The 15,522-nt window shown below is 63.8% G+C and carries 17 protein-coding genes; 3 read left to right on the top strand and 14 right to left on the bottom strand.

Features of this window, described 5'->3' with window-relative positions:
- The first annotated feature begins 431 nt into the window (after positions 1 to 431).
- The 3 genes from MesoLj_RS01135 to MesoLj_RS01125 are packed head-to-tail and all read left to right on the top strand — an operon-like array spanning position 432 to position 2,176.
- Entirely contained in the window at positions 432 to 716 is a 285-nt protein-coding gene (locus MesoLj_RS01135) for a PqqD family protein (RefSeq protein ID WP_172347223.1), read from the top strand.
- A 39-nt stretch (positions 717 to 755) separates the two neighbouring features.
- A complete protein-coding gene (locus tag MesoLj_RS01130) occupies positions 756 to 1,190 on the top strand; it encodes a lasso peptide biosynthesis B2 protein (protein WP_140769973.1) in 435 nt (144 codons plus the stop codon).
- On the top strand, positions 1,187 to 2,176 hold the full coding sequence (locus MesoLj_RS01125; RefSeq protein WP_202324806.1) for a serine kinase: 990 nt from the start codon (positions 1,187 to 1,189) through the stop codon (positions 2,174 to 2,176). The genes MesoLj_RS01130 and MesoLj_RS01125 overlap by 4 nt, the downstream gene beginning before the upstream one ends.
- An 8-nt stretch (positions 2,177 to 2,184) precedes the next feature.
- On the opposite strand, the gene MesoLj_RS01120 is transcribed toward MesoLj_RS01125, so the two are convergent.
- The 14 genes from MesoLj_RS01120 to MesoLj_RS01055 form a co-directional block, all read right to left on the bottom strand.
- Positions 2,185 to 3,207: a nucleotidyltransferase family protein gene (locus MesoLj_RS01120; RefSeq protein ID WP_202324805.1), complete on the bottom strand. Its 1,023-nt coding sequence runs from the start codon at positions 3,205 to 3,207 to the stop codon at positions 2,185 to 2,187.
- 171 nt (positions 3,208 to 3,378) lie between these two features.
- Positions 3,379 to 4,365 carry a dihydroxyacetone kinase subunit DhaK gene (gene dhaK, locus MesoLj_RS01115; protein ID WP_202324804.1) on the bottom strand — a complete coding sequence of 329 codons (987 nt, stop codon included), beginning with the start codon at positions 4,363 to 4,365 and terminating at the stop codon, positions 3,379 to 3,381.
- A 32-nt stretch (positions 4,366 to 4,397) separates the two neighbouring features.
- Positions 4,398 to 4,823 carry a hypothetical protein gene (locus tag MesoLj_RS01110; RefSeq protein ID WP_056569505.1) on the bottom strand — a complete coding sequence of 142 codons (426 nt, stop codon included), beginning with the start codon at positions 4,821 to 4,823 and terminating at the stop codon, positions 4,398 to 4,400.
- Positions 4,824 to 4,834: 11 nt separating this feature from the next.
- The gene (ptsP, locus tag MesoLj_RS01105; RefSeq protein ID WP_202324803.1) at positions 4,835 to 6,409 is read right to left on the bottom strand and encodes a phosphoenolpyruvate--protein phosphotransferase; all 1,575 of its coding nucleotides are present in this window, start codon (positions 6,407 to 6,409) and stop codon (positions 4,835 to 4,837) included.
- Between the two features lie 41 nt (positions 6,410 to 6,450).
- Positions 6,451 to 6,753 (bottom strand): HPr family phosphocarrier protein, encoded by a 303-nt coding sequence (locus MesoLj_RS01100; protein ID WP_202324802.1) that lies wholly within the window; start codon positions 6,751 to 6,753, stop codon positions 6,451 to 6,453.
- 19 nt (positions 6,754 to 6,772) lie between these two features.
- Positions 6,773 to 7,162: a dihydroxyacetone kinase phosphoryl donor subunit DhaM gene (gene dhaM, locus MesoLj_RS01095; RefSeq protein WP_056569510.1), complete on the bottom strand. Its 390-nt coding sequence runs from the start codon at positions 7,160 to 7,162 to the stop codon at positions 6,773 to 6,775.
- Positions 7,159 to 7,761 (bottom strand): dihydroxyacetone kinase subunit DhaL, encoded by a 603-nt coding sequence (gene dhaL / locus MesoLj_RS01090; RefSeq protein WP_202327102.1) that lies wholly within the window; start codon positions 7,759 to 7,761, stop codon positions 7,159 to 7,161. Before dhaL ends, dhaM begins: the two co-directional genes overlap by 4 nt.
- A 72-nt stretch (positions 7,762 to 7,833) precedes the next feature.
- Positions 7,834 to 9,477, bottom strand: coding sequence for a dihydroxyacetone kinase subunit DhaK (locus tag MesoLj_RS01085; RefSeq protein WP_202324801.1), 1,644 nt, complete (start codon positions 9,475 to 9,477; stop codon positions 7,834 to 7,836).
- A 69-nt stretch (positions 9,478 to 9,546) separates the two neighbouring features.
- Positions 9,547 to 10,560: an ABC transporter ATP-binding protein gene (locus MesoLj_RS01080; RefSeq protein WP_202324800.1), complete on the bottom strand. Its 1,014-nt coding sequence runs from the start codon at positions 10,558 to 10,560 to the stop codon at positions 9,547 to 9,549.
- Positions 10,553 to 11,665, bottom strand: coding sequence for an ABC transporter ATP-binding protein (locus tag MesoLj_RS01075; RefSeq protein WP_202324799.1), 1,113 nt, complete (start codon positions 11,663 to 11,665; stop codon positions 10,553 to 10,555). Before MesoLj_RS01075 ends, MesoLj_RS01080 begins: the two co-directional genes overlap by 8 nt.
- A gap of 2 nt (positions 11,666 to 11,667) precedes the next feature.
- A complete protein-coding gene (locus MesoLj_RS01070; RefSeq protein WP_140769952.1) occupies positions 11,668 to 11,874 on the bottom strand; it encodes a hypothetical protein in 207 nt (68 codons plus the stop codon).
- Positions 11,871 to 12,821 (bottom strand): carbohydrate ABC transporter permease, encoded by a 951-nt coding sequence (locus MesoLj_RS01065; RefSeq protein WP_202324798.1) that lies wholly within the window; start codon positions 12,819 to 12,821, stop codon positions 11,871 to 11,873. The genes MesoLj_RS01070 and MesoLj_RS01065 overlap by 4 nt, the downstream gene beginning before the upstream one ends.
- Complete coding sequence (locus MesoLj_RS01060) at positions 12,818 to 13,765, bottom strand: carbohydrate ABC transporter permease (protein ID WP_140771331.1); 948 nt, start codon at positions 13,763 to 13,765, stop codon at positions 12,818 to 12,820. The genes MesoLj_RS01065 and MesoLj_RS01060 overlap by 4 nt, the downstream gene beginning before the upstream one ends.
- A gap of 221 nt (positions 13,766 to 13,986) precedes the next feature.
- Entirely contained in the window at positions 13,987 to 15,318 is a 1,332-nt protein-coding gene (locus tag MesoLj_RS01055) for an ABC transporter substrate-binding protein (protein ID WP_140769949.1), read from the bottom strand.
- Positions 15,319 to 15,522 lie beyond the last annotated feature (204 nt).

Genomic DNA, 15,522 nt, shown 5'->3' with positions numbered 1-15,522 from the left:
CCGTCTAACGAACGGTATTCATTGGACAAATTTCGATTGTACTAGATCGGCAGGGCCACAAGCATGAGGCCTACGCCGCCGAAGATCAAAATCGCCGCCGCCAGGGCTTTTCGATGACGTTCGAAAGTCGTCGGAGCCCGCTCCCAGTTGTAACGCATACGCTATCTCCCCAAAACCCGTGGAGTCTTTACCTTACTTAAGGGAAGAAAAGCAACGGTCCCATCGGTCAACGCACTTGCCTGTGGCGTCACGGCGACGACTATTTCTGGGACGATTTTCGGTTGGGAACGGGTGATGGCGCTTCTGCGGCCGGCAGGAATCCGTCGCATCGCAAAGCCGCATCGGCGATCTCTCCCGGCCGGCCGATAGACAGCGCCGCACCGCCGCGCTATCTCATTTTCGGGTTCTGGCGCGGCTTGTTGGGGTTGGTGATGGAAATTGTCTCTGGAACGGTTTTGCGGCTGGCGGACGACGCCTCGGTCCAGCATGTCGGCGACGGTGCCGTCGTGCTTCTGGCGCGCAGCGGCCAGCTCTACACCTGCAACGGCACGACGGAAGCCTTTCTCGACAAGGTGGATGGTGCGCGAAGCCTCGATCAGATCGTCGGCCTGCTTTGCGAGGAGTTCGAGGTCGACAAGGATACGCTCGATGAGGACATGGCGGCATTGGCCAACGATCTGGTCTCGGAAGGTATCCTCGCCGCCCCAAATGCTTGATGGCCAAAGGTGCCGCTTGATGGCTAGAGGTATCGCCTGATGGCTGACGGTCCGCTCCTGCGTGCCCTGTTTCGCTGCCATCTATGGACAAGCGCGCGGCTGATGCCGGCGCTCATTGCCGGGCGCAGCTTCGAGGACGTGCTGAGATGGGCCCCGCTCGCCTCCTCGACCCCCTATCGCGGCCTGCCAGCCGCCTACATCGTCGCTCGCGTCAACCGCATTGTCCGCCATCCCTGGCTGATGCGCGACCGCAGATGCCTGCGGGAAGGCCTGCTCGGCCATCGCTTCCTGCGCCTTGCCGGCTTCGATCCGGAGCTGCGTTTCGGCGTCGACCCGAAGTCACTGCAGACGCCGCGCGTTTCGGCGCATTGCTGGGTCTGCCTCGACGGCAAGCCCGTGGTCAGTGACAGCCTTCCCGGCATGGTGGAGATCTATCGCCACCATGCCGATGCCTCAAAGGTGCGCCCCGCTTGACCAAGCCTTCAGCATGCTACGACCTCAACGGTCAGGTCTTCGGCATATCGGCCGAACGCCCCGAGCTTTGGCAGGACTTCGACAGGATGCTGGGCATCCTGCGAATCGCCGGCGATACGGCGCCGGGCTTTCGTCTCGATATCACCGAGGCGGACGTTCTGGACGAGGAGCCCGGCGGATCGCTCGTCTTCGACGGTGAGATACCGGAGGACGGCTACTGCAGGATGGTCGCTGTGGGCGGCACCATCCATCTCATCTTTCCCGGGCGCCAGACCGTTGCCGTCAATGACGAGGAAGGGTGGGCGAAACTTCGGGTTCGCCCTGGGGCGAAAGCAGCCTGGACGCCATCGATGCTGGTGTTGGACGCGGCACTCGACGCCGGCGGCCAGCACATGCTGCACACGGCCGGCCTGACACTGCCGTGCCGCGACACCATCGTGCTGATCCATGCCCCAAGCGGCACCGGCAAGACCACGACCTCGCTGGCGCTGGCAACGCAAGGCTTTGGTCTCTGCTCCGACGACGCCATGATCCTGGATCTGGCTTTGGAGAAGCAGCCCTTGGCCTGGGGTCTGCCGCGCCACGTCAAGATCCATCAGAAGACCGCCGAAATGATCCCGCAGGTTGCGCCTTGCCTTGGTCCGTCGTGGGACCGCAACGGCGAACAGGCCGTCTCGCTGCAGCGGTTGAGCGAGATCGTACGGATCGAAAGCCCGGTCGCCCGGCCGGTGGCGGCCGTGCTGCACCTGGCGCGCTCCGCCGACCGTGAGACCCGGCTCGTGCCCATGGCCCGGACCGACGCGATGGTGGCGCTGGCGATGGACAATGTCCGCACCAGCATGACTGGCCTGCTGCCCTCGCAGAAGCGCCGGCTGGCGACGATCGGCAAGCTGGTTTCCTCGGTGCCGACATTCACCCTGGAAGTGGGCGCGCGCCCAGCCGATGCCGCGGCGCTGATAAGCGCCACGTTGACATCACCGGGTTGACGGCAAGTTCAAGCGGCGTATGGCCTGGCCTTGGCCAGCCGCTGGATCCAGCGGAAAGCATCGCGCCGCAGACGCGAGCCGATTTTTTCCCGGGAATTGACCCTGAGCAGCGTGTTCGTCGTGATCAGCCGCCTGGCCAGCCTTATCGAGAGATCGGGCTTGATCCGCCCGGCGAGCTCAAGCGCGCGACCCTCGCCGAACAACTGGCCGGTGACATTGAGCACGATCGCCAGTTCGAGCTCGATGCCGGTCATCCGGGCCGCGTCGAGCAGGCGGCTTTCCGATTCGGCTGACTGCAGCGCCCGCACCCCTTGCAGCACGTCGACGCAGAGCTGCAGCCGGTGGAATTTGTGGCCGCCGGCGGCGTGCACGATGGCGATCGTCAAAAGCGCGGCCGGCGTGTCCCTCACATCTCCGTCGATGACGTCCAGTTCGCGAAAACCCAGTGACAGGCGCCGCCGCATGCCGGTGTCGTGCACCAGGTCGCCATGCAGCTCGACCAGCAGGCTGGAATTCTCCTTTTCCAGCCATTTGAATTCCTGCAGCTGGTAGGATTCGGCTTCGTCACTGCCGAGCTCGAAGCCGCAGGACGCGATCACCTGGTTTGCCCGCGCAAGGTTGGCGGGTTCGACAAGGATGTCGATGTCGGTGAACGGCCTGTCCGACACGTTGTGATAAAGCTTTCGCGCGAAGACCGGTCCCTTGACGATCCGCGCCGGAATGCCTTGCGCCGCCATCTCCTTCATGATGCGGTCGCCATGATATTGCAGCAGCATCGACTGGCCGGTGGCGATCGTCGCCTTCTGGCGCAAATCGTCGAGCTTGTCCCGCAAGCCGGTGTCGGGCGGCAGGCGTGCATCGCCGCGCTCCCTGAGCTTGCGCAGCATGATCGGCAGGATGCCGTGGAATTCGGCATTGTCGAGCAGCGCGGACAGGGACTTTGCCGACAAATTGTCCTCGACTGCCGCCGCCTCCGGATCGGCTAGGCGCAGCAGCAGTCTTTCTTCGGCGGAGGTCAGGGATGGCAGCATCAGGCCGGACAAATCTTATCGCTAGAGCAATTCCAGGAAAAGTGTAAGCGGTTTTGCGTTCGGAATTGCGTAAAAACAAAGAGTTAGAGCTATTCGCCGTTTCCGTGAAACGGTGAAGCGCTCTAGGGAGATGTCCAGGATGGTTGCAGAAAAGCGCTGTGGAAGCCAGTCTTACATGCCCCAGCGCAGTGCTGCCGTGTGGACAGGCGCGTCCCACCAGCCGGTCATCTCGTCATCGAGCATGGTCAGCGTGATCGAACATCCAGCCATGTCGAGCGAGGTGACATAGGTGCCGACCAGCGAGCGGGTTACCGTCACGCCGCGTTTCTCGAAAATCCGGCGGGCACTGTTATACATCAGATAGAGCTCCATCAGCGGCGTGCCGCCGAAGCCGTTGACGAACAGCAGCGCCGGGCCTTTCGCCCTGTCGCCGAGATCGCCTGATATCGCGGCGCAGATCTCCTCGGCGATCGTGTCGGCGCTTTTCAACCTGTCGCGGCGGCGGCCAGGCTCGCCATGGATGCCGACGCCGAATTCCATCTCGCCGTCGCCAATGTCGAAGGTCGGCTTGCCGGCGGCGGGCACCGTGCCGCTGGTCAGCGCCACACCCATCGAGCGGGTGGCGGCATTGACACGCTCGCCCAGCGTCTTCAGCACCGGCAGTGCCAGGCCATGTTCGGCCGCAGCACCAACGATCTTTTCCACCACCAGCGTGCCGGCGACGCCGCGCCTTCCGGTCGTGTAGGACGAATTCTCGACGGCGACATCGTCATTGGTCACCACCTGCAGAACGCCGTCAGACATTTCGGCGGCCATGTCGAAGTTCATCACATCGCCTTCGTAGTTCTTGACGATGAACAGGCAACCGGCGCCGGTGTCGACGGCCTGCGCCGCCGCCAGCATCTGGTCGGGCGTCGGGGAGGTGAACACCTGGCCGGGGCAGGCGGCATCCAGCATGCCATGGCCGACAAAGCCGCCATGCAGCGGCTCGTGGCCCGAGCCGCCGCCGGAGATCAGCGCCACCTTGCCCGGCCGCAAGGTCCTGCGGCGGACGAATTTGTGCTCCTCGCCAAGCACCAGTATATCGGCATGGGCGGCTACGAAACCATCGAGGCTCTCGGTCAGCACCGTGTCCACCGCGTTCATAAATTTCTTCATGGCGTCCTCCCAAACAGCCCGGCAAGGAATAGTCAGCCGCCACCCTTGCCGGCGATGCTGGTGATCTTCTGGATGAATTCGTTGATGGCCCGATCGAGCGCCGCATTCTGCTTGTCGTCACCGAAATCGGGAACGACAAGCGAAACGTGCCGGGTCTTGCGCATGCCCGCGGCCACCGACATCTTTCCCGGATGCGCCTGGTGGTAAGCGGCGAGGAACTGGTCCCGCTCGGCCGGGCTGAAATGGCAGACGGAAAAGATCGAAGGCAGATGCTTTGAAGGGATAGGGATCGTATAGGCCGGGCTGGAGATCTGCGTGACGAAACTGCGGTGCTTGCCAAGCGCGTCGGCAAGGCGCTGGCGCATGCCGGACGGGCGCTGGTCGATGACCTGCGACAGGATCGTCTTGTAGGCGCGGATCGCCTCTTCGGAACCGGGTTCGGGTTTGATGTCGACCATGCCAGCCGCGCCTAGACCGAAACATCCGCGATGGCCGCCTTGGCCATGGCGAGTTGTGCCGGCGCGACGGACAGATCGCGCAGGCCCGCTTCGAGCAGCGACGGGATCGCGACGGGATCGCCGCCGGCATCGCCGCACAGGCTGACGGGAATGCTGTTGTCCCGTCCAAAGGCTACAACCGAGCCGATCAGCCGCAGCACCGCCGGATGGCGGACCGAATTGAGGTGGGCCACGGCAGCGTTATCCCGCGCGGCCGCCATCACATATTGCGTCAAATCGTTGGAGCCGATGGAGAAGAAGGCGACGCCGGCGAATGCTTCCGGCGCGATGGCGACTGAAGGCACTTCGACCATGATGCCGAGCGGCGGCAGCCTGTGCGCGACACCACGCGCGGCAAGAACTGCCTGTTCCTCGGCGAACAGGGCGGCTGCGCGCTCATACTCATCGGCGATGGCGATCATCGGAAACATGACCCTGAGATTGCCGTGTGGCGCGGCGCGCAGCAATGCCCTGATCTGCACGCGAAAAATGTCGAGCCGCGCCAGCGACAGTCTGATCCCGCGCAGCCCGAGGAACGGATTGCCTTCCTCGACGGTGAAGCCCGGCACCGGCTTGTCTCCGCCGGCATCGACAGTGCGGATCGTCACGGGTTTGTCGCCAGCCCACTCAAGCACCTTGCGGTAGGCGCGATACTGCGTCTCCTCATCCGGCAAAGTCTTGCCGAACAGGAATTCGGTGCGCATCAGGCCGACACCGTCGCAGGTCGCGATGTCGATGCCGTCGACATCGGACGGGTCGGCGATGTTGACCTGCACCCGCACCGCCGTGCCGGCTCTTGTCGCAGCCGGCCGCGCCAGAAAAGTCCTCGCCTTGCCTTGGCGGGCCGCGAAGGAAGAGGACGACTGCCGGAACGATCCGATCTCCGCCGGCGACGGCGCCAGGACGATATTGCCGTGTTCGGCGTCGAGCAGCGCCATGCCGGCAAGACCGGCAAGCGGTTCGCGCAGCCCCACCACCATCGGCACGCCACGCGAGCGCGCCAACATGGCGACATGGCTGGCGGTGCTGCCTGCCTTCAGCGCGATCCCGCCGCCATGGCTCCAGTCGGTTTCGAGAAAACGAGTCGGCGCGATGTCCTCGCCGCAGAGGATGGCACCGGTAGGCGCCGTAGCGCCGCCGTCCTCGGTCAGCGCGCGCAGAACCTGGTCCCTGATATCGCGCAAATCCGTGGCGCGGGCGCGGAAATAATCCTGGTCGGAGGCCTCGTAGCCGGCGATCTCGGCGTCGAGAGCCTGCCGCCATGCCGCGTCGGCGGTCTGTCCGGACGCGATCGAAGCGAAGGCGGGGCCGCTCAGTGCATCGTCCTCCAGCATGGCGATGTGGAATTCGAGTATGCCGGCGGCGTCGCTGTCGGCGGTTTCGACTATTGTCGCAAGCCGGCTTACCGCCTTGCCGATCGCGGCTTCCAGCGACGTCTTCTCTTCCGTCGATGTAGCCTTGCTTGCATAGATGGCCGGCGGCCGGTCGAGGTCGAACAACGGCCCTTCGGCATAGCCGGCCGAGGCCGGAACACCCTCAATCCGCATGGCCCGCATTCCTTGCAGGCCGGCGAAGGCGCGCGCCAGCGTCAGGCCGACCGGACATGACCGGCGTCCTCGTCGAAATCGCGCTGCACCAGTTCGATCAGCGCGCGCACGGCGTCATCGGCGCCGCTGCCGCTGGCCCTGATGTGCAACACCGTGCCCTTCGGCGCCTTGGCCGCCATCACCTTGACGATGCTCTTGGCGTCGAACCATGGGCCGTTGGCGCGAAGCGCGATTTCCACGTCGGCGGCAAAGGTCTTGGCCAGCTTGGTGAACTTCACCGAGGGACGCGCATGCAGGCCCACATCGTGGGTGATCAGGACGGTCGCTTCGGCGGCTGCGGACATTTTCAGAAATCCCGTTCACTCACGACGGCGACAATTCGTGCGCCGTCGCCACCACTTCCTTCAGCGAGGCGCCGCCGGAGGATTCTGTCGCCGCCATCACGGCGCCCTCGACGATCGGCGCGTTGCAGACGGTGATCTTCTGCGCACGCGGCTCACCGATCATCTCCACCGCCATTTCCGAATTGGTCTCGGCTCCGCCGAGATCGACCAGGATGGCGACACCGGCCTCCGACCAGGCCTTGTCGATGGCACCCATGATCGCCTCGACACTGGTGCCAAGCCCGCCATGGCCGTTTCCGCCGCACCATGCAAGCGGCACTTCGTCGCCCACCATCTGGCGTACCATGTCGGCCGTGCCCTCCGCGACAAGCGGCGAATGCGACACGATCACGATCCCGACATTGCTCATGCGCTTTCCCCGATCGCTTGCCCCAATGTGCGCACCAGCAGCGCGGTCGAGCGCGCGCCTGCATCCATATGGCCGATCGAGCGCTCGCCAAGGAACGAGGCGCGGCCGCGCAGCGCCTTCATAGGCACGGTCGCTTCGGCAGCGGCGTCGGCGATGTCGGCGATTTGCGCCACCGTCTTGCCGCCGGCCAAGGCGTCATGCACCGGTTGCAGCACATCGAGCATGGTCTTTTGTCCGACCTGGGACTTGCCACGCGCGGCCACCGCTTCGATCGCCTTGCCGAAGGCCGTCGTCAAATTGGCACGATCGGGCTCCGCCGCGATCTCCTTGCCCAGCGCCATGAACAATGTGCCGAACAGCGGGCCGGAGGCACCGCCCACCGTCATCACCAACTTGGTGCCGATCGCCTTCAGGGCCTCGGGCAAGGGCTTCGCGGCGAACGCATCGGCCTCGGCCCGCACGGCCTCGAAGCCGCGCTTCATGTTCAGCCCATGGTCGCCGTCGCCGATCGCCTGGTCGAGCGCCGTCAATTCCTCGGCATGCGCGGCAATCGTATCCGCGGCGACCGTGATCAGCCTGGCAAGGTTCAACGCCGCCATGTCGTTCAAGGTCCCGGTTTTCACCTTGCCGGCAGTAGCGAAAGAATGGTCATTCGACAACTGGTGCATGCGTCAGGCCGTGACGAGCAGCGCGGCGACGGCTGCGAAAACCTCGGCCACGGCATGGGCGCCGGGGTCGACAACGCCCTGCAATTTGGTGCCGACATAGGCGGACCGTCCTGCTTTTGCCTTCTCCATGGCGGCCGTCGCCTCGGCTCCGCGCCGGGCCGCGATCGCTGCTTCGCCAAGGCCATTGCTGTCGAGCGCCTTGAGCGCCGGCTCGAGCGCATCGACCATGGTGCGGTCGCCCGGCTTGGCGCCGCCATAGAAGGTCATTCGCTCAAGTCCGGCGAGCAGCGCCTTGGGCAGGCTGGCGCCACCGTCCAGCGCCTGCGCCGCCGCCGTGAAGAAGATCGACAGCAGCACCCCGCTGGAGCCGCCCATCGATGCGCTCAGCGTGTCGCCGACGGCGCCAAGGGTCGCCGCGGGGTTGGCCAGCGGCAGCGCGTCAAGCCGATCGAGGATGCTGCGCGCACCGGTCGCCACAGTCGAGCCGGTGTCGCCGTCGCCCGCCTTGGCGTCGAGCCCGTTCAAGGTTGCCTCGAGGGAAATCAGCTTTTCGCAGACGGTGACGATCAGGCGCCTGGCGCCGGCATCCTGGCTGGCCTTGTGCGCGGCACTTTGTCCGGCCGCTTTCGCCATCGGCACGATGGCAGGTGCCGCGACCGGCCTCGCCGGCATCCATGCGTGCGGGCCGACCGGCGCCAGCAAGGCGGCCTCGCGCGCTGGATCGAGCCGGATCAGCGACAGCGAGAAGCCGTTCATGTTGAGCGCCGTCATCAGCGGCCCGGGGCCGACCGTCAGCTTGACCGTCTTGGCGAGTGGGGAAGCGAGCACCGCATTGGCGACCAGCGACATTTCGAGCGGCGGCACCGAACCCAGATTGTTGATCAGCAAGGCGTGGCTGGCCTTCGGATCGAGCAGCACTGCCAGGCGCTCGGCCATGATCGCCACCAGCCGGTCCGCGCTTTGCACCGCGATGCGCTCGACGCCGGGCTCGCCATGGATACCAAGGCCGAGTTCACCATCGTTCTCGCCAAACCGTTCCTCATGCTGCTGGCCGGGAATGGAGCAGGACGATAGCGATATGCCGAGCGAGACGATATCCTTCGCCGCCGCTCGCGCCGCCGCCGCGATATCGCTCAGATCGTGGCCGGCCTCCGACAGATGGCCTGAAATCTTGTGCACGAACAGCGTGCCGGCGACGCCGCGCGGCTGGGCAATGTCGGGAAGCGCGATGTCGTCGCCGACAATCACCATCTCGACGCGAAATCCTTCTGCGCGCGCCTTCTCGGCCGCCAGGCCGAAATTGAGACGGTCGCCAGTGTAATTCTTGACGATCAGCAGGCAGCCGGCAGGGCCGGTGACCGCGCGGATGGCCGCCAGCACCGCTTCGACGCTTGGCGAGGCAAAGATCTCGCCCGAGACCGCCGCCGTCAGCATGCCCTTGCCGACAAAGCCGGCATGCGATGGTTCGTGCCCAGCGCCGCCGCCGGAGACGACGCTGACCTTCGAGTTGTCCCAATCGGCACGCAGCACGACTTTGATCTCGGGATAACCGTCGAGGCGCGCGAGATCGCCCGAACCGATCGTCCGCAACAGGCCGTCCAGCGCCTCGGTGACGATCGTTTCCCGGCGGTTGAAAAAGTGCTTCATCGAATTCGTCCCGTATTCGCAATCGTCAATCAGAGGCGGCGTGACCCTCAGTGGGAGCGCCGAACCCTTTCACATCAACCGTTGTCCGTCGGCGCCGAAATAGAGCGGCGAGCGATAGCGGATCATCACTCTGTCGCCTTGCGCCAGATCGGTGTCCGGATCGGTCAGCGTCACCAGTTTCTTTGGGCCCACCGTCACATGCAGATGGTTCTGGTCGCCGAGATGCTCGACCCAGTCGACAACGCCGTCGGCATGGCCATTTGTTGCCTTCTCGATGGTCAGATGCTCCGTGCGCGCGCCGATCGTCTTGGTGCCCGCCGGCGCGCCGCCATCGGGCAGCAGGCCGGTTGGCAGAAGATTGATCGCCGGCTGGCCGAGCCTTGCCGCGACATGCAGGTTTGCCGGCTCGGAATAGATCGTTCGTGGCGACCCGATCTGCACCAGCACGCCATCGGCAAGGATGCCGATGCGGTCGGCCATCGTCATCGCCTCGATCTGATCGTGGGTGACATAGAGCATGGTGGCGCCGAGTTCGGACTGAATGCGCTTCAGTTCGAGGCGCAGATCCGCCCGCAGCTTGGCGTCGAGCGACGATAGCGGCTCGTCCATGAGGTAGATCGAAGGCTTGCGCACCAGCGCGCGGCCGATGGCGACGCGCTGCATTTCGCCGCCCGACAGCTTGGTCGAGCGGTTGGCGAGCTTGTGATGGATGCGCACCATCTTCGCCACCTCTTCGACGCGGCGGCGGATCTGGTCTTCGGGTATTTTCCGCGCCGGCGAGCGCAGCGGGAAGGCGAGATTGTCGAACACCGACAGATGCGGATAGAGCGAATATTGCTGGAACACGAAAGCCGTGTCGCGCTCGGCCGGCGACAGGGTCGTCGCATTGTGGCCGCCGATTTCGATCGTGCCGGCATCCGGCCGCTCCAGCCCGGCGATCAGCCGCAGCGTCGTCGTCTTGCCGGCTCCGGTCGGTCCGAGCAGCACGACGAATTCGCCATCGGCGATGTGCAGGTCGAGACCGTCGACGGCGACATGTTCGCCGAAGCTCTTGGTCACGTTCTTGATGTGCACGTCAGCCATGCTGCGCTCTCCCCTGGGAGGCGGTGTCGTGGATCGCGGTTCTCACCGCCCGGCCGGAGCCCTTGTCGAACAGCGACAGCCGGGCGCTGTTCAGGGCCAGGCCGACATGATCGCCGGCGTTGAGCCGGATTTCGGCCGGCACGCGCGCCTTGATGATGCCGTCCGCCGTTTCCACCGCGACGATCTGGGTGGTGCCGAGATATTCGGTACCGTAGATGGCGCCGCGCAGTTTCGAGGCATCGTCGAAGCGGATGTGTTCAGGCCGGATGCCAAGCGCCATGTCGGCTGGCGCAATGTCCTCGCGCACTTCCGGCACCGTGACCTTCGCGCCCTGGACGATGATTTCCTTGGAGCCCTTGGCGAGCCCGCCGCCGAAGCCCAGAAAGTTCATCGGCGGCGAGCCGATGAAGTCGGCGACGAACATGGTTGCCGGTCGGTCGTAGATTTCGCGCGGACTGCCGAACTGCTCGATGACACCGTGGTTCATGACGGCGATCTTGTCGGCCATCGACATCGCCTCCATCTGGTCATGCGTGACATAGACCGTGGTGGCGTGGATGCGGTTGTGCAGTTCGCGCAATTCATGGACCATCAGGTCGCGGAATTCAGTGTCGAGCGTGCCCAGCGGCTCGTCCATCAGGAAGCATTTCGGCCGCCGCACGATGGCGCGGCCGAGCGCCACGCGCTGACGGTCGCCGCCGGCGAGGCCGGAGACGGATTTGTTGAGCAGATGGTCGATGCGCAAAAGCTTCGCCGTTTCCTCGACACGGGTACGGATTTCGGCCGACGGCATGCCTTGCGCCAAAAGGGGAAAGCCGATGTTCTTGCGCACATTCATGTGCGGATAGAGCGCGAACAGCTGGAAGACGAAGGCGATGTCGCGCTCGCGAGCCCGCAGCATGGTGACGTCGTCGCCGCCGAGCAGGATCTGGCCGCCGGTCGGCAGTTCCAACCCTGCGATCATGCGCAAGGTCGTCGTCTTGCCGCAGCCCGACGGTCCGAGCATGACGAAGAACTCGCCATCCTCGACGACGAAGTTGGAATCCTGCACGGCGACGAAATCGCCGAAGGCCTTTCTCAGATTCTGGACGCGGATTTCGGCCATGGTTATTCCGGGAACTTCGAGACGATGATGAACATCACGGTGCCGGCAAGCATGGTGATGAAGGAGTAGGTGTAGAGCGACAGCGCGAAGGGCTGGAACAGCATCAGGAAGCCGATGGCGATCAGCGCCGTCGCGATATTTTCCATCACGCCGCGCCGGGCCCAGGCCGGCCAGCGCGATTTGCGTTTGGCTGATTTGGTCATGCTCATTTGCGCACCGCGCCGAAGGTGATGCCGCGCAGCAATTGCTTGCGAAGCAGGATGGTGAAAACCAGGATCGGCACCAGGAAGATGGTCGTGCCGGCCGCCACCGCCGGCCAGTCCTGACCGCCTTCGCCGATGATGGTCGGGATGAAGGGCGGCGCGGTCTGCGCGGTGCCCGATGTCAGCAGTGCGGCGAAGGCATATTCGTTCCAGGCGAAGATCAGGCAGAAGATGGCGGTCGCGGCAATGCCGGTCGTCGCCTGCGGCAGCACGGTGCGCCAGAAGGCCTGCAGCCGCGTATAGCCGTCGATCATCGCCGCTTCCTCATACTCGCGCGGGATCTCGTCGATGAAACCCTTCAGCAGCCACACCGCCAGCGAGACATTGACCGCCGTGTAGAGCAGGATCATGCCGAGGGCCGTGTCAGACAGGCCAAGCTCGCGGTACATCAGGTAGATCGGGATGGCGACCGCGATCGGCGGCATGAAGCGTGTCGACAGGATGAAGAACAAAAGGTCGTCGGCGAGCGGCACCTTGAAGCGCGAGAAACCATAGGCCGACAGCGTGCCGAGAAACACCGCGCAGAAGGTCGAGCCGAAGGCGATGATCAGCGAGTTGACGAAGCGCGGCAGGAAGTTGGACGGGCCGGCGATCACCATGTTGCGCTTGCGCACCGTCTCGTCGCAGAAGCCGGTCGCCGGTCCGAGCGAGTTGATGTATTCCGGCGTCTGCCTTGTCCGGGTGGTGAACAGGTTGCAGTAGCCCTCGATGCTCGGCTGGAAGACGATCTTGGGCGGATAGGCGATCGAATCCGGCGGCGTCTTGAAGCTGGTGGCGAAGATCCACAACAGCGGCACGATCGAGACCAGCGCATAGGCGATGATGATTGCGCCGGCGATGCGCTTCGAGTTTGCTGAGGGGGAAACGACCGAATGGGCTGTGGTCAGGCTCATCTCTGCTTCACCTTGTTGAGCGCCTTGACGTAGATGTTGGCGAGGCCGAACACGGCCACGAACAGGATGATCGCAAAGGCCGAGGAATAGCCGGTACGCCAGCTCTCGAAGGCCTGCCGCTTCAGCGTGATCGAGGCGACCTCGGTGGTCGACCCCGGCCCGCCGCCGGTGAGCAGGTTGACCATGTCGAACATCTTGAAGTTCTCGATGCCGCGAAACAGCACCGCCAGCATGATGAAGGGCAGCGCCATCGGCAGCGTGATCGACCAGAATTGCCGCCAGTTGGAGGCGCGGTCGACCTCGGCCGCCTCGTAGATGTATTCGGGGATCGAGCGCAGGCCGGCGAGGCAGATCAGCATCACGTAGGGCGTCCACATCCATGTGTCGACGATGACGATCGACCACGGCGCCAACTCGACGTTGGAGAGCATCTGGATGCTCGTCGGCGGAATGCCGCTGACGAACGAGATGACATAGGAGAACAGGCCGATCTGCGGCTCGTAGAGGAAGCGCCAGAAATTGCCGACCACCGCCGGCGACAGCATCATCGGCACCAGGATCAGCGTCGTCCAGAAGGCGTGGCCGCGGAATTTGCGGTCAATCAGCCAGGCCAGCGTGAAGCCGATCAGCGTCTGCAAGAGGATGGTCCAGAACACGAAGTGCGCGGTCGTCTGCATGGCGATCCAGATGTCCTTGTCGCCGAGGATGCGCTGGTAGTTGGCAAAGCCGAGATTCTTCACCACCTCGTTCGGGCGATTGGCCCGGTAGTTGGTGAAGGAGAGATAGATCGCCCAGAATAGCGGGAAGATGTTGATGGCAAGCAGCAACAGGATCGTCGGCGAGATGAACAGCCAGGCGAGGCCCTTGTCGCTGATGCCCCGGACCTTGCGGGCCAACGGTTCCGGGGTCGCCCGGGCAACGTTCTCCGCGGTCCGATTGAGCATGGTCAGTCCTGCTTCGGTCACTTGGGTCGTCTCTGTCATGGAATTTATCTGAACTGCGTCCCGTGCCAAGGGCGGCACGGGACCAAGAGCATGATGCCGAAAAGTGTGAAGCGGTTTTCGGACGACATCATGCTCTCTCTCGTTGAGGCCGGAGGCGGATGATCCCTGGTCGATTCGACCTGAAATCATCCGGCTCCGGGTCCTAGCTCGGGAGGAGCCGGTTACATCTTGCCGTCATCCTGGAACACCTGGGTCCAGTCCTTGACCAGGCCGTCGAGCGCATCCTTGGCGGAGCCCTGGCCGGCAACGACATAATCATGGAAGCGCTTCTGCGAGGCCTGCAGCAGCGGCGCGTAGCTCGGCTCGGCCCAGAAGTCCTTCACGATGGCCATCGAGTCGAGGAAGGCCTGTGCGTAGGGCTGGCTGGCCGGGAATTTCGGGTCCTTCACCACCGCGTTCAGGCAGGAGTAGCCGCCAAGCGACCACCACTTGGCCTGCACGTCCTTGTTGGCGAACCACTTGATGTATTTCAGCGCCGATTCCTGCTTGTCGGAATAGGAAACCACCGAAATGCCCTGGCCGCCGAGCTGTGCGAACTGTGCGCCGCCGGGACCCTTCGGATTGACGAAATAGCCGATCTTGTCGCCGCCGACATTCTCGTCCTTCTGCAGGCCGGGCCATGTGAAGGTGAAGTTCATGTGCATCGCCACCTGGCCGGACTTGAAGGCATCGACGCCTTCGCCCATGTAGCTGTTGGAGGCGCCCGGCGGGGTGCAACAGTCATAGAGCGCCTTGTAGAATTCCAGGCCCTTGACCGCGTCGGGCGAATTGACGAAGCCTTCCATCTCGTAGGGCTTCTTCGGGTTCTCATACTGGAAGCCGTAGCTGTAGAGCACATCCATGGCGCCCATGGTGATGCCTTCCGAGCCGCGCTCGGTGTAGATCGAGGCGCCATAGACGGTCTTGCCGTCGATCTGCCGCTTCTGGAAGAATTCGGCGATCTGCTTCAGCTGGTCGAAGGTGGTCGGCGGGCCGAGATCCCAGCCATACTTCTCCTTGAATTCCTTCTGCAGCTCGGGCTTGGAGAACCAGTCCTTGCGGTAGGTCCAGCCGACGACGTCGCCCATGGCCGGCAGCGCCCAGTAGTTCGGCGTGTTCTTCGGCCATTCCGAATAGCCGACGACGGTCGCCGGCACGAAGTCGTCCATGCTGATCTTCTCCTTGTCGAAGAAGTCGTTCAGCTTGACGTAGTGGCCGTTCTCGGCCGCGCCGCCGATCCATTGGCTATCGCCGATGATCAGGTCGCACAATTTGCCGTGCGAGTTGAGCTCGTTGAGGAAGCGGTCGGCATAGTTGGTCCACGGCACGAATTCGAATTTCATGCCGATGCCGGTTTCCTTGGTAAAATCCTTGGACAGTTCGACAAGCGCGTTTGCCGGGTCCCAGGCGGCCCAGCACAGCGTCAGGTCTTCAGCGTGCGCGACGTTCGACACGGCTGTCGACGCTGTAATCGCCGAGGCCAGTCCCAACGCCAGTTTCAAGCTCGATTTCATGTCTTCCTCCCATTTGCGAAACGCGCCCGGATGACGGTTTCAAGAGCCCTCGAACCTCTCTCCTCAGAGGCCCAAACACGGCGGTGTCTCGGCACCGCGGATGTTTAGTAATTTGTTTAGTGATGCAATTTTTACTAAACAAGGCAAGCGAATTCGTTGCTGCGCCGCAACATGACGAAACGGGTGATTGAAATCGTTGGGAAA

The sequence above is a fragment of the Mesorhizobium sp. 113-3-9 genome (genome assembly GCF_016756515.1).
Lineage (GTDB): Bacteria > Pseudomonadota > Alphaproteobacteria > Rhizobiales > Rhizobiaceae > Mesorhizobium.
This window is presented reverse-complemented; position numbering and strand designations above follow the sequence as displayed.

What these genes read in the sequence shown, in the direction of transcription:
- MesoLj_RS01085 (WP_202324801.1), bottom strand. Translation starts at nt 9,477, where the DNA reads ATGAAGCACTTTTTCAACCGCCGGGAAACGATCGTCACCGAGGCGCTG.
- MesoLj_RS01080 (WP_202324800.1), bottom strand. Translation starts at nt 10,560, where the DNA reads ATGGCTGACGTGCACATCAAGAACGTGACCAAGAGCTTCGGCGAACAT.
- MesoLj_RS01110 (WP_056569505.1), bottom strand. Translation starts at nt 4,823, where the DNA reads ATGGTCGACATCAAACCCGAACCCGGTTCCGAAGAGGCGATCCGCGCC.
- dhaM (WP_056569510.1), bottom strand. Translation starts at nt 7,162, where the DNA reads ATGAGCAATGTCGGGATCGTGATCGTGTCGCATTCGCCGCTTGTCGCG.
- dhaK (WP_202324804.1), bottom strand. Translation starts at nt 4,365, where the DNA reads ATGAAGAAATTTATGAACGCGGTGGACACGGTGCTGACCGAGAGCCTC.
- ptsP (WP_202324803.1), bottom strand. Translation starts at nt 6,409, where the DNA reads ATGCGGATTGAGGGTGTTCCGGCCTCGGCCGGCTATGCCGAAGGGCCG.
- MesoLj_RS01070 (WP_140769952.1), bottom strand. Translation starts at nt 11,874, where the DNA reads ATGAGCATGACCAAATCAGCCAAACGCAAATCGCGCTGGCCGGCCTGG.
- MesoLj_RS01100 (WP_202324802.1), bottom strand. Translation starts at nt 6,753, where the DNA reads ATGTCCGCAGCCGCCGAAGCGACCGTCCTGATCACCCACGATGTGGGC.
- MesoLj_RS01065 (WP_202324798.1), bottom strand. Translation starts at nt 12,821, where the DNA reads ATGAGCCTGACCACAGCCCATTCGGTCGTTTCCCCCTCAGCAAACTCG.
- MesoLj_RS01135 (WP_172347223.1), top strand. Translation starts at nt 432, where the DNA reads ATGGAAATTGTCTCTGGAACGGTTTTGCGGCTGGCGGACGACGCCTCG.
- MesoLj_RS01075 (WP_202324799.1), bottom strand. Translation starts at nt 11,665, where the DNA reads ATGGCCGAAATCCGCGTCCAGAATCTGAGAAAGGCCTTCGGCGATTTC.
- MesoLj_RS01060 (WP_140771331.1), bottom strand. Translation starts at nt 13,765, where the DNA reads ATGCTCAATCGGACCGCGGAGAACGTTGCCCGGGCGACCCCGGAACCG.
- dhaL (WP_202327102.1), bottom strand. Translation starts at nt 7,761, where the DNA reads ATGGCGGCGTTGAACCTTGCCAGGCTGATCACGGTCGCCGCGGATACG.
- MesoLj_RS01120 (WP_202324805.1), bottom strand. Translation starts at nt 3,207, where the DNA reads ATGCTGCCATCCCTGACCTCCGCCGAAGAAAGACTGCTGCTGCGCCTA.
- MesoLj_RS01055 (WP_140769949.1), bottom strand. Translation starts at nt 15,318, where the DNA reads ATGAAATCGAGCTTGAAACTGGCGTTGGGACTGGCCTCGGCGATTACA.
- MesoLj_RS01130 (WP_140769973.1), top strand. Translation starts at nt 756, where the DNA reads ATGGCTGACGGTCCGCTCCTGCGTGCCCTGTTTCGCTGCCATCTATGG.